At 74.4% G+C, this 15,864-nt stretch carries 14 protein-coding genes; 7 read left to right on the top strand and 7 right to left on the bottom strand.

Annotated features, from left to right (window positions below; translation table 11 throughout):
* Positions 1 to 53: 53 nt before the first annotated feature.
* The 4 genes from ACIPK4_RS24460 to ACIPK4_RS24445 form a co-directional block, all read right to left on the bottom strand.
* Positions 54 to 674 (bottom strand): TetR/AcrR family transcriptional regulator, encoded by a 621-nt coding sequence (locus ACIPK4_RS24460; RefSeq protein ID WP_402315920.1) that lies wholly within the window; start codon positions 672 to 674, stop codon positions 54 to 56.
* 35 nt (positions 675 to 709) lie between these two features.
* Positions 710 to 2,014: a hypothetical protein gene (locus ACIPK4_RS24455; RefSeq protein ID WP_402315918.1), complete on the bottom strand. Its 1,305-nt coding sequence runs from the start codon at positions 2,012 to 2,014 to the stop codon at positions 710 to 712.
* 313 nt (positions 2,015 to 2,327) lie between these two features.
* Positions 2,328 to 3,200 carry a hypothetical protein gene (locus ACIPK4_RS24450; protein WP_402315916.1) on the bottom strand — a complete coding sequence of 291 codons (873 nt, stop codon included), beginning with the start codon at positions 3,198 to 3,200 and terminating at the stop codon, positions 2,328 to 2,330.
* 98 nt (positions 3,201 to 3,298) lie between these two features.
* Positions 3,299 to 5,401 carry a right-handed parallel beta-helix repeat-containing protein gene (locus ACIPK4_RS24445; protein ID WP_402315914.1) on the bottom strand — a complete coding sequence of 701 codons (2,103 nt, stop codon included), beginning with the start codon at positions 5,399 to 5,401 and terminating at the stop codon, positions 3,299 to 3,301.
* A 182-nt stretch (positions 5,402 to 5,583) separates the two neighbouring features.
* Here ACIPK4_RS24445 and hmgA point away from each other — a divergent pair, with 182 nt between their 5' ends.
* Positions 5,584 to 6,897, top strand: coding sequence for a homogentisate 1,2-dioxygenase (gene hmgA / locus ACIPK4_RS24440; RefSeq protein WP_402315913.1), 1,314 nt, complete (start codon positions 5,584 to 5,586; stop codon positions 6,895 to 6,897).
* 50 nt (positions 6,898 to 6,947) lie between these two features.
* A complete protein-coding gene (locus ACIPK4_RS24435) occupies positions 6,948 to 7,697 on the top strand; it encodes a GntR family transcriptional regulator (RefSeq protein ID WP_402315911.1) in 750 nt (249 codons plus the stop codon).
* 75 nt (positions 7,698 to 7,772) lie between these two features.
* Here the strand turns inward: ACIPK4_RS24435 and ACIPK4_RS24430 are convergent, their stop codons facing one another.
* Positions 7,773 to 7,934: a hypothetical protein gene (locus ACIPK4_RS24430; protein ID WP_402315909.1), complete on the bottom strand. Its 162-nt coding sequence runs from the start codon at positions 7,932 to 7,934 to the stop codon at positions 7,773 to 7,775.
* A gap of 160 nt (positions 7,935 to 8,094) precedes the next feature.
* Here ACIPK4_RS24430 and ACIPK4_RS24425 point away from each other — a divergent pair, with 160 nt between their 5' ends.
* Complete coding sequence (locus ACIPK4_RS24425; RefSeq protein ID WP_402316274.1) at positions 8,095 to 9,222, top strand: type ISP restriction/modification enzyme; 1,128 nt, start codon at positions 8,095 to 8,097, stop codon at positions 9,220 to 9,222.
* A gap of 338 nt (positions 9,223 to 9,560) precedes the next feature.
* On the opposite strand, the gene ACIPK4_RS24420 is transcribed toward ACIPK4_RS24425, so the two are convergent.
* Entirely contained in the window at positions 9,561 to 10,295 is a 735-nt protein-coding gene (locus tag ACIPK4_RS24420) for a TetR/AcrR family transcriptional regulator (RefSeq protein WP_402315907.1), read from the bottom strand.
* Between the two features lie 64 nt (positions 10,296 to 10,359).
* On the opposite strand from ACIPK4_RS24420, the gene ACIPK4_RS24415 reads away from it, so the two are divergent.
* The 3 genes from ACIPK4_RS24415 to ACIPK4_RS24405 all read left to right on the top strand — a co-directional run bounded on the left by ACIPK4_RS24415 (position 10,360) and on the right by ACIPK4_RS24405 (position 13,470).
* Positions 10,360 to 11,367, top strand: a complete 1,008-nt coding sequence (locus ACIPK4_RS24415) for an ATP-binding cassette domain-containing protein (protein ID WP_402315905.1) — start codon at positions 10,360 to 10,362, stop codon at positions 11,365 to 11,367.
* Positions 11,364 to 12,152 carry an ABC transporter permease gene (locus tag ACIPK4_RS24410; RefSeq protein WP_402315903.1) on the top strand — a complete coding sequence of 263 codons (789 nt, stop codon included), beginning with the start codon at positions 11,364 to 11,366 and terminating at the stop codon, positions 12,150 to 12,152. The genes ACIPK4_RS24415 and ACIPK4_RS24410 overlap by 4 nt, the downstream gene beginning before the upstream one ends.
* A gap of 94 nt (positions 12,153 to 12,246) precedes the next feature.
* Complete coding sequence (locus ACIPK4_RS24405) at positions 12,247 to 13,470, top strand: CaiB/BaiF CoA transferase family protein (RefSeq protein ID WP_402315901.1); 1,224 nt, start codon at positions 12,247 to 12,249, stop codon at positions 13,468 to 13,470.
* Positions 13,471 to 13,507: 37 nt separating this feature from the next.
* On the opposite strand, the gene ACIPK4_RS24400 is transcribed toward ACIPK4_RS24405, so the two are convergent.
* Complete coding sequence (locus tag ACIPK4_RS24400) at positions 13,508 to 13,777, bottom strand: hypothetical protein (protein WP_076046471.1); 270 nt, start codon at positions 13,775 to 13,777, stop codon at positions 13,508 to 13,510.
* A gap of 366 nt (positions 13,778 to 14,143) precedes the next feature.
* On the opposite strand from ACIPK4_RS24400, the gene ACIPK4_RS24395 reads away from it, so the two are divergent.
* On the top strand, positions 14,144 to 15,859 hold the full coding sequence (locus ACIPK4_RS24395) for a serine/threonine-protein kinase (RefSeq protein ID WP_402316272.1): 1,716 nt from the start codon (positions 14,144 to 14,146) through the stop codon (positions 15,857 to 15,859).
* The last annotated feature ends 5 nt before the right edge of the window (positions 15,860 to 15,864 follow it).

Here is a 15,864-nt window from a genome sequence, read left to right as displayed (position 1 = left end):
CCGGTAGGCACGGTGGGGAGGGGTGTGGTGGCGGGCCCAGTCGGCGGGGGCGGTCAGTCCAGTACGCGGGCCAGGTAGGCGTGCATCATGGCCCGGGTTTCGGCCACGATGCCGGGGTCTCCGGACGGGTCGGCGCGGAAGGCCAGCTTCGTCAGCGCGTCGGTGGCTTCGACGGCGACCAGGACCGCCCGTTCCAGGGTGGCGTCCGGGGCCAGACCGAGGTGCTCGCCGAGCAGTTCGGTGAGCCGTACGGCGACCAGCCGGTTGGGGTCCGCGGCCGGGCCTTCGGCCGGCGGCGCGGGCACCCCGAAGTCGACGAGCGCGAATCCGGGGACGGTGCGCTTCATCGCCAGGTACTCGTCCAGGACGGCGTCCACGACGGGGCGCCAGCCGCCGGCCGGGAGGGCGGCGAGGCGTTCGGCGATGCCCTCGGTGTAGCGGTCGAGGTTGCGGTGGGCGAGGGCGATGGCCATGGCCCGTTTGTTGCCGAAGAAGCGGTAGACCGAGCCGATGGGCACGCCGGCACGCAGGGCGACGGCGCGGGTGCTGAGGTTCTCGTACCCGGTCTCGTCCAGGAGTTCGGCGCAGGCGTCGAGGATCCGGGCGAGCCGGTCGGCGCTGCGCTGCTGGATCGGCGTACGGCGCATGGGGTGGGCGGGGGGCACGGGGTCCATCATGCCGCTCCCGCCCTCCCGGTTCAGCAGGAGCGTCAGTTCAGGAGGAGGCCGATCCCGCCGATCGTGTAAACGATCATGAGCGTGAGCAGTGGCAGCTGCCCGGCGACGGCCCTGGCGGGCGGGAAGAGGCGTACGGAGCGGTCGTGGGCGGCGATCACGCCGAGTACGTGACCGGTGACGACGGCGATGATCTGGAGGGCGGCGAGACCCCCGGGGCCCAGTGGTGGCAAGGGTTCGGGGGCGTTGTCAGTGCCCAGTGCCATGCTTACTGTGCGTGGTCCTTCGGTGACGAAGAGGGAGAAGTAGTGGGCGATGAGATAGCCGAGTGCGATCGGTACGAGTGAGTGCGCGAAGGCGGTCAGCGGGCCCGGGTGCGGGCCGCAGACGAGGCGGGTGGCCGCTGCGCACAGGCAGTAGAGGGTGGCGACGAGGGCGATGGAAGCGAGCAGTCCGAGCGTGGCCGTGGGGGTGCGGCCGAGGGGGGAGGTCTGGAGCGTGTTGATCCACGACGGGTCGTCGGAGTAGCCGTCGTAGGCGGTGGAGCCGAGCAGGACGCAGACGGTGGCGACGAGTCCGGGCCGCTCGGGTGTCGCGTCGAGTCCGTGGAAGGGGTTGCGCAGGACGAGGCGGCCGTCGCTGCGGCGGCCGAGGGGGGAGAGCCGGGCCAGGAGGGCGGAGTAGGCCTCGAACGCGTCGGCGTCGGCGAACCAGCGCTCTCCGAAGCGGGCGGCGAGTGTCAGTTGGACGGCGGCGTAGCCGATGAGGGCGGCCAGAAGGGTGGGGGTGGATGCGGGGTCCGGAGCGGCGAGTTCGAGCCAGGTGAATCCGAACAGTGTGGCGGCGGCCGGCCATTGGCCGAGTCGGTTGGGAAGGGGGGCGTGGGTGTGCCGCCGGGCGCGGGGCAGTCGGCGGCCCAGGCGGTAGAGGGTGCGGAGCGGGTTGAGCAGGCGCCAGACGGGGCCCAGGAGGAGGGAGGCGGGGACGAGACCGACCCAGAGGAGTACGTAGACGGCGCCGGGGGCGGGGTTTCGCCCGGGGTCGTCAGGGCCGAGGAGGAGCGAGAGGAGGACGGCGAGCGCGGCGGTGAGGCCGAGCCCGCGCAGGGCGGTGCGGGTGGCCGGCGCGTCGGCGATCCGCTCCAGGGCGGCGGGCAGGGCGAGGCCTGACCGGTCGCCACGGAAGCGGGAGGAGGACCAGAGCAGACCGAGCACGAGGAAGGAGACGAACAGCGCGGCGAAGGCTCCGGCGAACGCGTAGAAGGGAGAGATCGGCAGATCGTGCCGGGACCCGATCCCGTGCGCGAGCAGGGTGGGCGGATCGGCCGGGCGAAGGACCACGCCCCGACCCCCGCCACCGCTGCCCGCACCGGGTACGGCACCCGGCCCGACCGGGATCACCACGGGCCCCCGCCCCGCCCCGGCCGCCCGCCACGGAAGGGGCACGCGGCCGCCCACACCCCGCCCACGGACCCGGTCCGTACCGCCACCGCCGGTGCCGGTGCCGGTATAGACCGGGCCGGTACGAACGGGGCCGGCACGGACCGGGCCGGCACCAACGAGGCAGGTACGGCCCGGGCCGGCACTGACCGGGTCGGCAGGGACCGGGCCGGCGCGAACGGGGCCGGTATTGACCGGGTCTGTTGGGCAGGGGTCATCGGACCAGGAGCTGGGTCAGGACGAGGTGGGACCCGTGGGTCTCGACCTCGAAGAGACCGGTACGGTCGGCCGTCAGGACCAGGGTGGCCTCCTGACCTGCCGGCAGAGCGAGTTCCTTGTCGTAGCCGTGGACGTGCAGGGTGTCCGCACGGTCGCTGGTGACGTGCAGGGCGACACGTTCCCCGCGCCGGAGTTCGGTGCGGCCCGGGGCGGGGGTGACCTTGCCGTCCCGGACGGTGAGGGTGACGGCGCGGTCGGCCTGCGCCTCCGACGGCACCGGCGTCGGCACCGGTGTCAAGGGGGGCGGGGTATGGCTGTGGCCGCCGCTCTGGCCCGGGGCGGCGGCGGTGAGTTGCAGCGTGCCCTCGATCGCCTTGCCGGTGACGGCCCAGGCGGTGTGGTCGTCCGCGTAGAGGCGGACGGTCAGGGTGTGCGCGCCCTCGGGGACCTGCGCGGCGGGCAGGTGGAACCAGGGGCCGTACACCCGGGCCAGTTTGCGGCCGTCGAGCTCCAGGTGCGCGTGGCCGGCGCCCGGGAGGGCGGCGCCGCCGGTGCTGTCGGGGGTGAAACGGAAGTTCTTCACCGTCAGCTGCAGGTTCCAGCCGTCCTCGGAGTCGGGGCGGGCGGCGAGCTGGACCTGCGGCGCACCCTCGGCCGGGACCTCGCGGAGCCGGTGCCCGGTGGGGTCCTGGGCGTCGAGCAGGGTGCCGACGCTGCCGGTGGCCTGCTCGTGGCCGGTGCCGGGCTTGTGGTGGGTGGTGGCCCGTCCGCCGCAGCCCGTCGCCGTGCCGCCGGTGAGCAGCAGGACGAGCGCGAGGAGGGCCGCGGTGCGGGCCGCCCGCCGGGGCCGCGCTCCTGCGGGCGGCACCCTGACGGGTAGCCCCCCGAGAGGCGGCGGCCCCCCGACGGGCGGCACTCCCCAGCCGTCGCACCCGAGGGGGCCTGCGCCTGCGGCCCGCTCGGCGCTCACTGCGCTCCTCCTTCGGTCACCAGCGCGCCCGTGCCCCGGCCGCCTGCGGGGTCCGCTCCCGGATCGGCCGGGGACGGGGGCGCCGGACGGGCGGGGCGGGACGCGGCGATCGTCGCCCACAGCACCCAGGGGACGGCGACGAGCGCGCGGATCCAGGCGGGGCCGACGGGGATCCAGGGGATCATCAGGACGGCCTTGTCGAAGGCGTCCAGCAGGGTGAGCACCGCCAGCAGCAGGGTCAGCCGCGCCAGCCAGGGGCGGGTGGGGCGCAGGGCGAGGCCCGCGCCCGTCCACCACAGGCCCAGCAGGAGCAGCGCCAAGGCCGGTACGAAGGTGCCGACGAGCGGCACGGTGGAGCCGGCCACGTCCAGGGCCAGCCCGGCCAGGCCCAGCAGTGAGGCGGCCGCGCCCAGCCGGGAGCCGCGCAGGCGGCGCCACCACAGCACCCCGCCCACCAGGGCCAGGACCGCCGCGACGGCCAGTGCGATCTGGGTCTCCACCCGCTCCGCGCCGCGCGCGCCGTACCAGTCGCAGCCGGCCGGGAGTCTGCGCGCCTGGACGTTGTAGTCGGCGCAGACCAGCAGCTGGGCCAGTTTCACGGGCTCGCCCACCAGCCGGGCGGAGGCGCCCGACACCGCGCCTCGGCGTCCGCCGCACTCCGGGAGCGTGCCCGGGGTGGAGCCGTCGGGTCCGGGCTGCCAGCAGTTGCCGCGCCCCTGGCCGTCCCACCACACGTCCATGCCGTTGGGGCGGTCGGCGCCGGACTTGTCCTTGCCGAGCACGTTCCCGGCGTAGCGGTTGTGGTGGGAGGTGTCGGCCTGCTTCGACCATTTCTCCTCGCCGCGGATGAAGGCCGGGACCGCCGAGAGGAAGAAGCCCGCACGCCGGTGTCCGTACACCCAGTTGTTCTCGTAGACGTTCCAGTTGCCGCCCGCGGTGACGATGCCGGTGCCCGGCGGCATGGAGATCTGCGGGCAGACCACCCCCTGCTCGTAGCCGCGCTCGATCGGCGGCTTGGCGCAGGTGCCGTCGGCGACGTGGCCGTAGTAGTCGGCGTTGTTGTCGTGGATCAGGTTCCGTTCGAACCTGGCGTGGTTCTGCGGGAGTCCGGGGTGGCCGGGGAAGGCGCTGTCCATCGAGGCGCCGCCCATGTTCTGGTCGAACTCGTTGTCGTGCACCCACACCGAGTCTCCCGCGGTGCCGGAGTAGCCCACCATGTTGTGGTGGCTGTGGCAGCCGGTGATCTCGATGGAGTAGCGGGGCACGTCGTAGCCGCGCCCGTCGTTGATGTTCGAGGCGCTGCCGGGGTAGATGCCGGAGTCGCCGTTCCCGTACGACTCGCAGTTCTTGTAGAGCCCGTGGTCGCTGGCGAAGGTCAGGAAGCCGTACTCGTCGTTCCACCGGGTCAGGACGTCATCGATGACGAACCCGTCGCCCGCCAGCACGTACAGCGAGTTGAAGGTGGTGCGCTGGGCCGTGAAGTTGCGGAAGTAGATGCCGTCGGACTTGTCGGCGCGGATCGCGTTCAGCTTCTGGTACTTGGCGTCGATGACGACGTCGAGGCGGGTGGCACCGGTGCCCTCGATCTGGAGGTCGGTCTTGCCGAGGACGGCGACGAGGTTCTGGTTGTGGCGGCACCGGACCTGCTGCTCGTAGCTGAGGATCTGGTAGCCGAGCGCCGAGTCGGGGGCCTTGAGCGCGGCGCACTCCCCGGTCGGTTTCGGCAGTGACGGCTCCTCCTCGTACAGGCCGGGGAGGATCGCGATGTTCATGCCGGGCCGGTCCACGGCGTCGACGGCCTCCTGGAGATGCCGGTAGCCGCTCTTCTCGCACCTCTCGTACAGGGCGAGGTTGCGCTGCTTCAGCTCCTGCGGGAAGGCAGATATCCGGCGTTCGAAGGCGGGCCGGTCGGTCTTGCAGACCAGCAGGTCCGGCTCGGCCCTCCGGTACTGCGGTACGGACCCGGTGCCGTCCGGCAGGGTCACGGGGCGCTCCTCGTGCGCGCGGGCGGCGGGCGCGGCGGCGAGGAGGGACACGAGGGCGAGGAGAGCGGCGAGGAGCGCCGCCGGCACGGCAGGGAACCTGCGGGTCCACGACATGCGCGTGAGAGTAGAGCAATGTTCATCTTTTTGGATCCCCCGCGGCACGGGGAATCACACCGCCCTGGACCGCCGCCCCGCACCGATCCGGCCGGTCGGACCGGGGAGCCATTGACGCGCAGCCCGCGGAATCCTACTGTCGACCATAGGATTCCTTCGACAGCCACAGAGCGGGAGCACCCATGAGCGAGCAGGCCAGGAAGACGGCGGAGGCACTGGAGTACCTCACCGGCTTCGGCAACGAGCACAGCTCGGAGGCCGTCCCCGGCGCCCTGCCGCCCGGCCGCAACTCGCCCCAGCGCGCCCCTCTCGGCCTGTACGCCGAGCAGCTCAGCGGCAGCGCGTTCACCGAGCCCCGCTCGCACAACCGCCGCTCGTGGCTGTACCGCATCCGCCCGTCGGCGGCCCACCCGCCGTTCACCCGGATCGACAACGGCGCCCTGCGCTCCGCGCCCTTCACCGAAGCTCCGGCGGACCCCAACCGGCTCCGCTGGAACCCGCTGCCCGACCCGGCCCCCGGCACCGACTTCCTGGCCGGCCTGTGGACCCTGGGCGGCAACGGCGACAGCACGCAGCGCACCGGCATGGCCATCCACCTCTACTCCGCCAACACCTCCATGACCGATCGGGTGTTCAGCGACTCCGACGGCGAGCTGCTGATCGTCCCCGAGCGCGGCGGCCTGCTGCTGCGCACCGAGCTCGGCCTGCTCAGCGCCGGCCCCGGCGAGGTCGCGCTGATCCCGCGCGGCGTGCGCTTCCGGGTGGAGCTCCTGGACGACGACGCCCGCGGGTACGTCTGCGAGAACTACGGCCGCCCCTTCGAGCTGCCCGACCTCGGCCCCATCGGCGCCAACGGCCTCGCCGCCGCGCGCGACTTCCGGGCCCCGGTGGCCGCGTACGAGGACGTCGAGCGCCCGACCGAGGTGGTCAACAAGTTCTGCGGCAACCTCTGGTCCGCCACCTACGACCACTCCCCGCTCGACGTCGTCGCCTGGTACGGCACGCACACCCCGTACGTGTACGACCTGCGCCGCTTCAACGTCCTGGGCTCCATCAGCTACGACCACCCGGACCCGTCGATCTTCACCGTGCTGACCTCGCCCTCGGACACACCGGGGCTGGCGGGCGTGGACTTCGTGGTGTTCGCCCCGCGCTGGCTGGTCGGCGAGGACACCTTCCGCCCGCCGTACTTCCACCGCAACGTCATGAGCGAGTACATGGGCCTGATCGAGGGCGCCTATGACGCCAAGGCCGAAGGCTTCGTGCCCGGCGGCGGCTCGCTGCACAACATGATGTCCGCGCACGGACCGGACCGCGAGACCTTCGACCGGGCCAGCGCCGCCGAACTGAAGCCGCAGAAGATCGACGACGGCCTGGCCTTCATGTTCGAGACCCGCTGGCCGATCACCGCAACCCCCCAGGCTGCCGGCGCCGATCACCTCCAGCGCGGATACGACGACGTCTGGCAGGGGCTCCAGCGGCACTTCCGCGCCTAGTATCGCTACGCGCCACGTGCCCCACGCCCCGTCCGTACGGAGAACCACCCGTGACCGCCTTCGCCCCCGACTCGCTCGTACTCAACCGGAAGCTGCCGCTCTGGTACCAGGTCTCGCAGTCGCTGCGCGCCTCGATACTGGGGCGCACCCCGGACGCCTCGCTGCGCCTGCCCACCGAGGAGCAGCTCGCCGAGCACTACGGGGTGAGCGTGCTGACGATGCGCCAGGCGCTCAAGGAGCTGGAGGGCGAGGGGCTGATCAGCCGGCACCGGCGGCGCGGCACGTTCATCGAGCCGGGCGCGCGGCGCGGGGCGCCGGTGCGGCTGCTGGGTTCGGTCGACGCGATCGTCGCGCAGCAGTCGGGCGATCGTACGACGGTTCTCGGCCGTGAGCGGACGGCCGTGTCCGGGGAGCTGCTGGAGCACTTCCCGGATACGGCCGAGGTGGTCACGTACCGGCGGCTGCGCCATGACGGCGAGAGCGGCGAGCCCACCAACTGGGCGGAGAACGCGGTGCGGCCGGAGGTCGCCGAGGCGGTGGACCTGGCCGATCTGGCGCGCTGGCCGATGACCAAGGTGCTGCGTGACGTGGTGGGTGTGAAGATCAGCCGGATCACGGACACGGTCGAGGCGCGGCTCGCCGACCCGGAGACGGCGGAGCTGCTCCAGGTGCCACTGCTCAGCCCGATCCTGCACTACACGGGCGTGACGTACGACGAGGAGGGCCGGGTCGTGGACGTGGCGCGGATCCGCTATCGGGGTGACCGGTTCTCATTCACGGTGACCGTCGACGCCACCTGACCCGTTCCTGCGGAAGGGGCCGGGCCCCCACCTCCACGGGGCGCCGTCCCCACTTCCCCGGGCCGCTTCCCGACGTCACTTCTCCTCGTCGTCCCTGCCGCGCTCGCCCTCCGCCTGCGACGGCGTGGTCCGCATCGTCTGCGGGTGCCGCTGCGTCTTCTCCTTCTCGTCCATGTCCTCGTCGAGCCGCTCGCCCTCGGCCTGCGACGGAGTCGAGTATTCGTCGTACTGGCTCATGACCGCTCCCGCTCCTCGCCATCGGAACACATCCGTACGGAACACGGAACATATCCGTATATAGGGAGCGTAGCTCTTCGGCTCGCACTCAGCCCGGCCGCTGCCGCCCGTCGCTACCATCTGCCGGGTGAGCGCTGACGTACCGCTGCTGGACGATCTGATGCCCTGGGCCGTGGGCGGCCTGCGCCTGGGCCGGGCCTGGGTGTCGGCTCCCGACCCCGCGGCCCTGCGCGCCCGCTGGACGGCCCTGACCGGGGCCGAAGGGGCGGAGCGGGACCGCCTGTTCCGCCCGACCCGGACCCGTACGCCCACCACCGGGGCGGCCGCGCTGCCCGGCCGGCGCTCGCCGTCGACCGCCCGCTTCGCCGATGCGCCGGGCCCCTGCCCGGACCCCGTACGAGTGCTGCGGGGCCCCTTCGACGAGCAGTGGCTGCTGCCCGACCAGCGGCTCATCGATACGGCCCGGCCGGAGCTGTGGCGGGTCCTCGACGAGCACCAGCTCTTCGCCGTCGAGACCCCGGAACTGCTGGTCACCACACACCTCCCGGTCGGCCGCCTGGGCCGGATCCGGCCGCTGCACCGGCGCCCCGGCGGCGCGGAGCCCAATTTCGCGCCCGGCCTGCTGCCGCTGCTCGGGGAGCGGTACGGCGGCTGGGTCACCCCGCAGGACGTGCTGTGCTGGATCCTCGCGGCGGGCCGCCCCGGGCCCCGGGGGTACGAGGTCCCGCTCACCGGCGACCCCGGGCGCTGGCGGGCCGGGCTGGAACTCGGGCACCGGCTGCTCGCCGTCCAGCTGCGCGGCGGGCCCGGCGCCGAGCCGCCCCGGCTGCCGGGCGGCCGGCGCCCGTACGTCCGCTCGGCGGTGCAGGGCTGGCCGGACGGGCTCGGGTACGACGCGGAGAACGAGACCCTCAGCCTCGGCTCCGGAGCGGTCTCCCCCGTGCCTCCGGCCGCCTGGGAGTACGAGGTGCAGGGCGGCACCCGGGTGCTGGAGGCCTGGTTCGCCGCCCGGAGCGCCCACCGGGACCCCGAGGCCGACGGGCTGGAGGCGCTCGGGCCGGCCGAGTGGCCGCAGGCATGGACCTCGGAGCTGCTGGCGTTGGTGACCACCTTGGCGCTGCTGGCCGATCTGGCTCCGGAGCGGGCGGCGTTCATCCCCGGCCCGCTCCTGCCGGCCGGGGTGCTGGCGGCCGCCGGGGTGCTGCCGCCGCCGCGCTGGGCCCGGCGCCCGGCCTCCGTGCTGGACCACCAGGAGGAGGGCCCGGGCGGCCAGTTCGCCCTCCTCTGACCGGGCACCACCCCGCCCGGACCCCGGCCCGGCCCGGGTCCGGAGCTCGGTCCGGCCGGGGTTCGCCCCGGGTCTGGGTTCGCCCCGCCCGGCCCAGCTCCGGGACTCGTCCGCCCCGGCCCGCCCCAGGTCCGAGGTCCGGCCGCCCCGTCCCGCCCCAGGTCCGAGGTTCGGGCCCCCGCCCAGCTCCGGGACTCGTCCGCCCCGCCCGGCCCAGGCCCGGGGTCCGGCCGCCCCGCCCGGCCCGGGTCCGGGGTTCGGCCCCGTTCCGGGGTCCGGCCGCCCCGCCCCGCCCCTGGTCCGGGGCTCGGCCGCCCCGGCCCGCGGGGCCCGGTCGGTCAGCCGTCCGCCGGGGCCCAGGCTCCCAGGAGCCGGGACACGGTGCGGTCGAAGACCGCGGACAGGTCGTTTGCCGCCTCCGCCACCGGGTGGGCCCCGGCGAGTGCCGCCGCCAGCAGCGGGTACTCCCCCGTCGCCAGCCGGGAGGCCAGCCACGCCGTCCGCACGCGCTCCTCGGCGGCCTCGCTCCACGGGAGCGACCGGGCCCGTTCCGCCATGGCCAGCTCGCTCGCCACGAAGGCGGCCACCGAGCCGTTCACCGCCGCGACGAGCTCCAGTTTCTCCGGCCCCGACACCTCCAGCGGGCCCAGGCAGTCCAGGCTGTGCTCCAGGTAGCGCAGGGCGTTCGGGCCGAAGCCGTAGACGGGCGACAGCAGCCGGGGCAGCCACGGGTGGCGGTGCATCAGCTCGCGCGTCCGGCGGGCGAGCGCGAGCAGGTCGGCCCGCCAGTCCCCGGTCGGCGGGGTCAGCTCGTACTCCCCGCTCACCGCGTCGACCATCAGCTCGTACAGGTCCTCCTTGCGCGGCACGTAGTTGTAGAGGGACATCGTCCCGGCGCCGATCCCGGCGGCCACCCGCCGCATGGAGACGGCCTCGATCCCCTCCGCGTCCGCGATCCGCACAGCTTCGGCCGCGATGGACTCGCGGGTGTGCGCGGGCCTGGGCCCGCGGCCGGCCCGGGCGGGGCGGGTCCAGATCACTTCGGGTGCGGCGGGTCGCCCGCTCGCTGCCATCACTCGATCACCTCGCCCCCATCCTAGTTACGTACACCGTACGTAGTGGGGTAGGGTCCCACCCATGACAACTACGTACGCTGTACTGAGTGAAGGCTTGGAGAAGCGTTTCGGCAAGGTGCACGCCCTGCGCGGCCTCGATCTGGCCGTGCCGGACGGCTCGGTCTGCGGCCTCCTCGGCCCCAACGGCGCCGGAAAGACCACCGCGGTGCGGATCCTGACGACGCTCACCCGGCCCACGGGCGGCCGCGCCCTCGTCGCCGGCCACGACGTCACGCGCGATCCGGCCCTCGTCCGCCGCGCCATCGGCGTCACCGGCCAGTACGCCTCCGTCGACGGGGACCTGACGGGCCGCGAGAACCTGCGGCTCTTCGCCCGCCTCGCCGGACTGCGCGGACCGGCCGGGCGGGCCCGCGCCGACGAACTGCTGGAGCGCTTCGGCCTGGCCGAGGCCGCCGACCGGGTGGCCGCCACGTGGTCCGGCGGGATGCGCAGGCGGCTCGACCTGGCCGCCGGGCTGATCACCCGGCCACGGGTGCTGTTCCTCGACGAGCCCACCACCGGCCTCGATCCGGCGGCCCGCGAGCACATCTGGACGGCCGTACGGGCGCTCGCCGAGGAGGGCACGACCGTCCTGCTCACCACCCAGTACCTGGAGGAGGCCGACCGCCTCGCCGACGACGTCGTGGTCGTCGACCGCGGCCGCGCCGTCGCGACCGGCACCCCGGACGGGCTCAAGGCCCGGATCGGCGCGTACGCCGAGGTGACCGTCGCCGGGGCCGCAGCGCTCGACGGCGCGGCCGTGGTGCTCGACCGGCTGACCGGCGGCCGGCCCGTACTCGACCGGCAGCGCCTGACCGTCGGGGTGACGGTCCCGGCCCAGGGACTCACCCTGCCTCTGATCATCCGCGAGCTCGACCGGGCGGGGGTCCCGGTCACCGACGCGAGCCTGCGCCCGCCCACCCTCGACGAGGTGTTCCTGCGCCTCACCCGGACCCCCGTCGCCGGCACCCCCCTCGCCGGCAGTCCCCTGATCCCCACCGCCCCGGCGGAGAAGGAGCACGCGCCATGAGCACCCTGCTGTCGGACGGCGGCGCCGTCCTCACCCGCCAGCTACAGAAGACCCGGCACGCGCCCGCGCTGCTGGTCCTCACCCAGACCATGCCGATCACGATGCTGCTCTTCTTCGGGTACGTCTTCGGCAGCGCGCTCGCCATGCCGGGCTCCGAGTACCGCGAGTTCCTGGTCCCCGGACTGCTCGCGGCGACCGCCGCGAACGGCCTGATGACCGGGATGTTCACGGCCGCGCAGGACGTCCACCGTGGGGTGACGGACCGGTTCCGGACACTGCCGATGAGCCGCGCGGCCGTTCCGCTGGGGCAGACCGCCGCGGATCTGCTGACCACGGCGGTCTCCATGGTTCCGGTGATGCTGGTGGGGCTCGCGATGGGCTGGCGGGTCGACAACGGACTCCCGGGCGCGCTGGGCGCGTTCGGCGTGCTGCTGCTGTTCCGGTTCGCCACCGCGTGGGTGGGCACGTACCTCGGCCTGCTGAGCCGGAGCGAGGAGGCGGCGGGCCAGCTCGGCAGCGCCACGTTCGTCCTGCCGATGCTGTCCAGCGCGTACCTGCCGACCGCCGGACTGCCGGGGTGGCTGCGCACGGTCGCGGAATGGAACCCGATCAGCGCGGTCGCCACGGCGGTGCGCACGCTGTGCGGCAACGCCGGGGGTGAGGCGGCTGCGGGCGCGGCCTGGCCGGCGGCGCACCCGGTCGCGGGGGCCGTGGCCTGGTCACTGCTCCTGCTGGCGCTCAGCGCGCCGCCGGCCGCGCGCCGGTTCGCGCGCGGCCGGGACTGAGACCGGCGCCACAGGCAGACGAACCGCGCAAAGCAGGGGATGTCGGCGCCCGGTGTGGTGACAGGCGGGGGTCCCAGCGGATAGGCAGGCTGTCATGACAGCCGATTCGCCCGCGCCCGCACACCCCCTCGATCCCCCGCCGCTCGACGGGGTCACCGTCGTCGCCGTCGAACAGGCCGTCTCGGCCCCCTTCGCCACCCGCCAGCTCGCCGACCTCGGAGCCCGGGTGATCAAGGTCGAGCGGCCCGACGGCGGCGACTTCGCGCGCGCCTACGACACCGCCGCACACGGACTGGCCTCGCATTTCGTGTGGGCCAACCGCGGCAAGGAGTCGATCGCGCTCGATCTGAAGGACCCGCGCGGCCTGGAGGTACTGCACGCACTGCTCGACGACGCCGACGTGTTCGTCCAGAACCTCGCCCAGGGGGCCGCCGCCCGCCTCGGCCTCGACTCGGCGTCGCTGTGCGGGCGGTACCCGCGCCTGGTCGCCGTCGACATCTCCGGGTACGGGGCCGAGGGCCCGTACGCCCACAAGCGCGCCTACGACATGCTCGTCCAGTGCGAGGCGGGGCTGGTCTCGGTGACCGGCACCCCGGAACAGCCCGTCAAGGCGGGCATCCCGGCCGCGGACATCGCAGCCGCCATGTACGCCTTCTCCGGGGTCCTCGCGGCCCTGCTGCGCCGCGGGACCACCGGGCGCGGGGGCCGGGTGGAGGTCTCGATGCTCGATGCGCTGGCCGAGTGGATGGGCCATCCGCTGCACCACACGATGCACGGCGGGGAACAGCCGGTGCGCACCGGCCTCGCGCACGCCGTCATCGCCCCGTACGACGCCTATCCGACGGCGGACGGGGACCGGGTGCTGCTGTCGGTGCAGAACGACCGCGAGTGGCGGCGGCTCGCCGAACAGGTCCTAGGGCGGCCGGAGTTGGCGCAGGATCCGGCGTACGCGACGAATGCGGCGCGCACCCGGGGCCGGGAGAGGACGGACGCGGTGGTCGCCGAGGCGCTGGCCCGGCTGGACGCGGACGAGGCGATCGTACGGCTGGAGGCGGCGGGGATCGCGTGTGCGCGGCTGAACTCGGTGGCCCGGCTGGCGCAGCATCCGCAGCTGGCGGCGCGGGACCGCTGGCGGGAGGTGGGATCACCGGCCGGTCCGCTGCGGGCGCTGCTGCCGCCCATCGGACTGCCGGGGGGCGCGGCACCGCACATGGGTGCGGTGCCCGCGCTCGGCGAGCACACCGAGGCCCTGCTGCGCGCCCTGGGGATGACGGACGCGCAGATCACGACACTGCGCCGGGATGGTGTGGTTGCGTAGGGCCGGGGGCGAAACCTTGTGGAGTCGGGAACGGTTGTTACGAGCGGCGGCTGCCGAAGAGCGTGCGACGTAGACGGCGCAGCGGTGCGAAGAGCGAGACGCGCGCGCTCCGGCTCCGCAGGCGGTGCGTGTGGTCGCGAGAGGTGAGTTCGCGCATCAGCAGCGTCGCCTCGGCGGTCTCGCGGTGGGGGACGGCGGGTCCGCCCAGCACGGCGAGGTGGCGGTCGAGGCGCGAGCTGGTCGCACTGCTGCCGCAGGTGATGGCAGGCACGCGGGGCGGCCTGCTGCGCATTGCTATCTGTTCCATGTTCTCTCCCCACCCGTACGAGGGCACCCGGCCCGGGCAGGGTAACCCTATCGCCCCAGCGTCGTGCTCGGGTATCCCGGTGGTGTGAATTACCCCTATGGGGACGGGGAGTTGACGGTTACTCAGTGGAGTCGACCGTTACTCTCCGCAAGGGACGGGGGTCTTTCGGTGGCCGCCGCGCGGGTCCTGTGCGGACCGGGGCCACATCGCCGGTGCTGCGCTAACTTGGAGTGATCGCCCGCCGACACACGGACACACCAGGGGGCTCGCGTGAGTGACGTAATCGGCGGAGCGGGCGGGGAATCCGCCGCGGACCGTGTCATCTCCGGGCGGTACCGGCTGATCGACGTGCTGGGCCGGGGCGGAATGGGCATCGTGTGGCGGGCCCGCGACGAGGTGCTGGGCCGCGAGGTGGCCGTCAAGGAGGTACGGCCCCCCACGGGGCTGGACGGTGCCGAGATCGGGCGGATGTACCGGCGGCTCGAACGGGAGGCCTGGGCGGCGGCGCGGGTCTCGCACCGCGGGGTCGTCACGGTCTACGACGTGGTGACCGAGGACGGCCGGCCGTGGATCGTGATGGAGCTGGTGCGCGGGCTGTCGCTGGCCGACGTGCTGGAGGCCGAGGGGCCGCTCACCCCGCAGCGGGCCGCACACCTCGGGGAGCAGGTGCTGGCCGCGCTGCGCGCCGCGCACGAGGCCGGGGTGCTGCACCGGGACGTCAAGCCGTCCAACGTGCTGATCGCCAACGACGGCCGGATGGTGCTGAGCGACTTCGGGATCGCCAGCCTGGAGGGTTCGTCGGCGATCACGATGACGGGCGAGGTGGTGGGCTCTCCCGAGTTCCTCGCGCCGGAGCGGGCCCTGGGGCGCGAGCCGGGGCCCGAGTCGGACCTGTGGTCGCTCGGGGTGATGCTGTACACGGCCGTCGAGGGGGTCTCGCCGTTCCGGCAGGACACCCCGCTGTCCACGCTGCGGGCGGTGGTGGACGAGGAGCTGCCGCCGCCGCACCGGGCGGGCCCGCTGACGCCGGTGCTGGAGGGGCTGCTGCGCAAGGACCCGGCGGAGCGGCTGCCCGCGGCGGAGGCGGCCCGGATGCTGCGGATCGTCGGGGCGGGCGGGCTCCTGCGGGGCTCCGGCGGCGCGGTGTCGGGGCCGGATTCCCCCACGGCCACGGCGCACCCCCGTCGCGAAGCGCAGGACGGGCAGGGCGCTCCGTACGGGCGCGACCGGGGCGAGGGGGCGACCCCTCCGATGCCGGTGCCGATGGCCGCTCCGGCGCCGGGTCCCGGCCCTGCGGGTGCGCCGGGCGGTGGGGCGCCGCCGCGCTCCGGGCGGGCCGCGCTGGTGCTGACCGCCGGGATCGCCGTACTGCTGCTGGCGCTGGTCGTGTTGGGGTGGCTGCTGCTCAAGGACCGTGGTGACAGGGGCGGGAGCGGGGGCACCGGCCCGACGGGGCCGGTCACCACGGCGGCCGGGACGTCCGCGGGGCCGTCCGGATCGCCGTCGCCGCCCGCGTCGCCCTCGCCCTCGCCGTCCCCGTCTCCGTCCGCTTCGCCGTCGGCCGCGCCCCCGCCGCGCTTCGCCGTGTCGGTGCGCGCCGTACGGGCGGACTACCGGGGGACGTGCCCGCCGGACGCCGCGCAGGCCCCGGCGTTCACGGCGACCGTCGAGGCGGACCGTACGCCCGCCGTGCTGGAGTACCGCTGGGCGACGCGCAGCGGGGTCACGTCCGGCCCCGACTGGCAGTCCGTCACGTTCCCGGTGGACGGCCCCCGGAGCCGGGAGCTGGACCACACCGAGCTCACGTACTACCCGAACGCGACCTTCGACGACGCGATCCGGCTGGAGGTGCGGGGGGCCACGCCCGCGGTCTCGGACTGGGTGGATTTCTCCGTGACGTGCGAGGCAGGTGAGGAGGGAGGGACCCCGACGGAAGGGGCCTCCCCCTCCCCCGGGCCGAGCGGTTCGCCGGCCCCGGTGCCGCCGGGGCCGGCGACCCCGGCGGCCGCCACCGGTCAGGAGGCCGCGGGGCCGCAGGCCACGGAGTCCGCGACCGCGGGGCCGGCCTCCGCGGACTCCTGACCGGG

The sequence above is a fragment of the Streptomyces sp. NPDC086989 genome (assembly GCF_044745505.1).
GTDB lineage: Bacteria > Actinomycetota > Actinomycetes > Streptomycetales > Streptomycetaceae > Streptomyces.
This window is presented reverse-complemented; position numbering and strand designations above follow the sequence as displayed.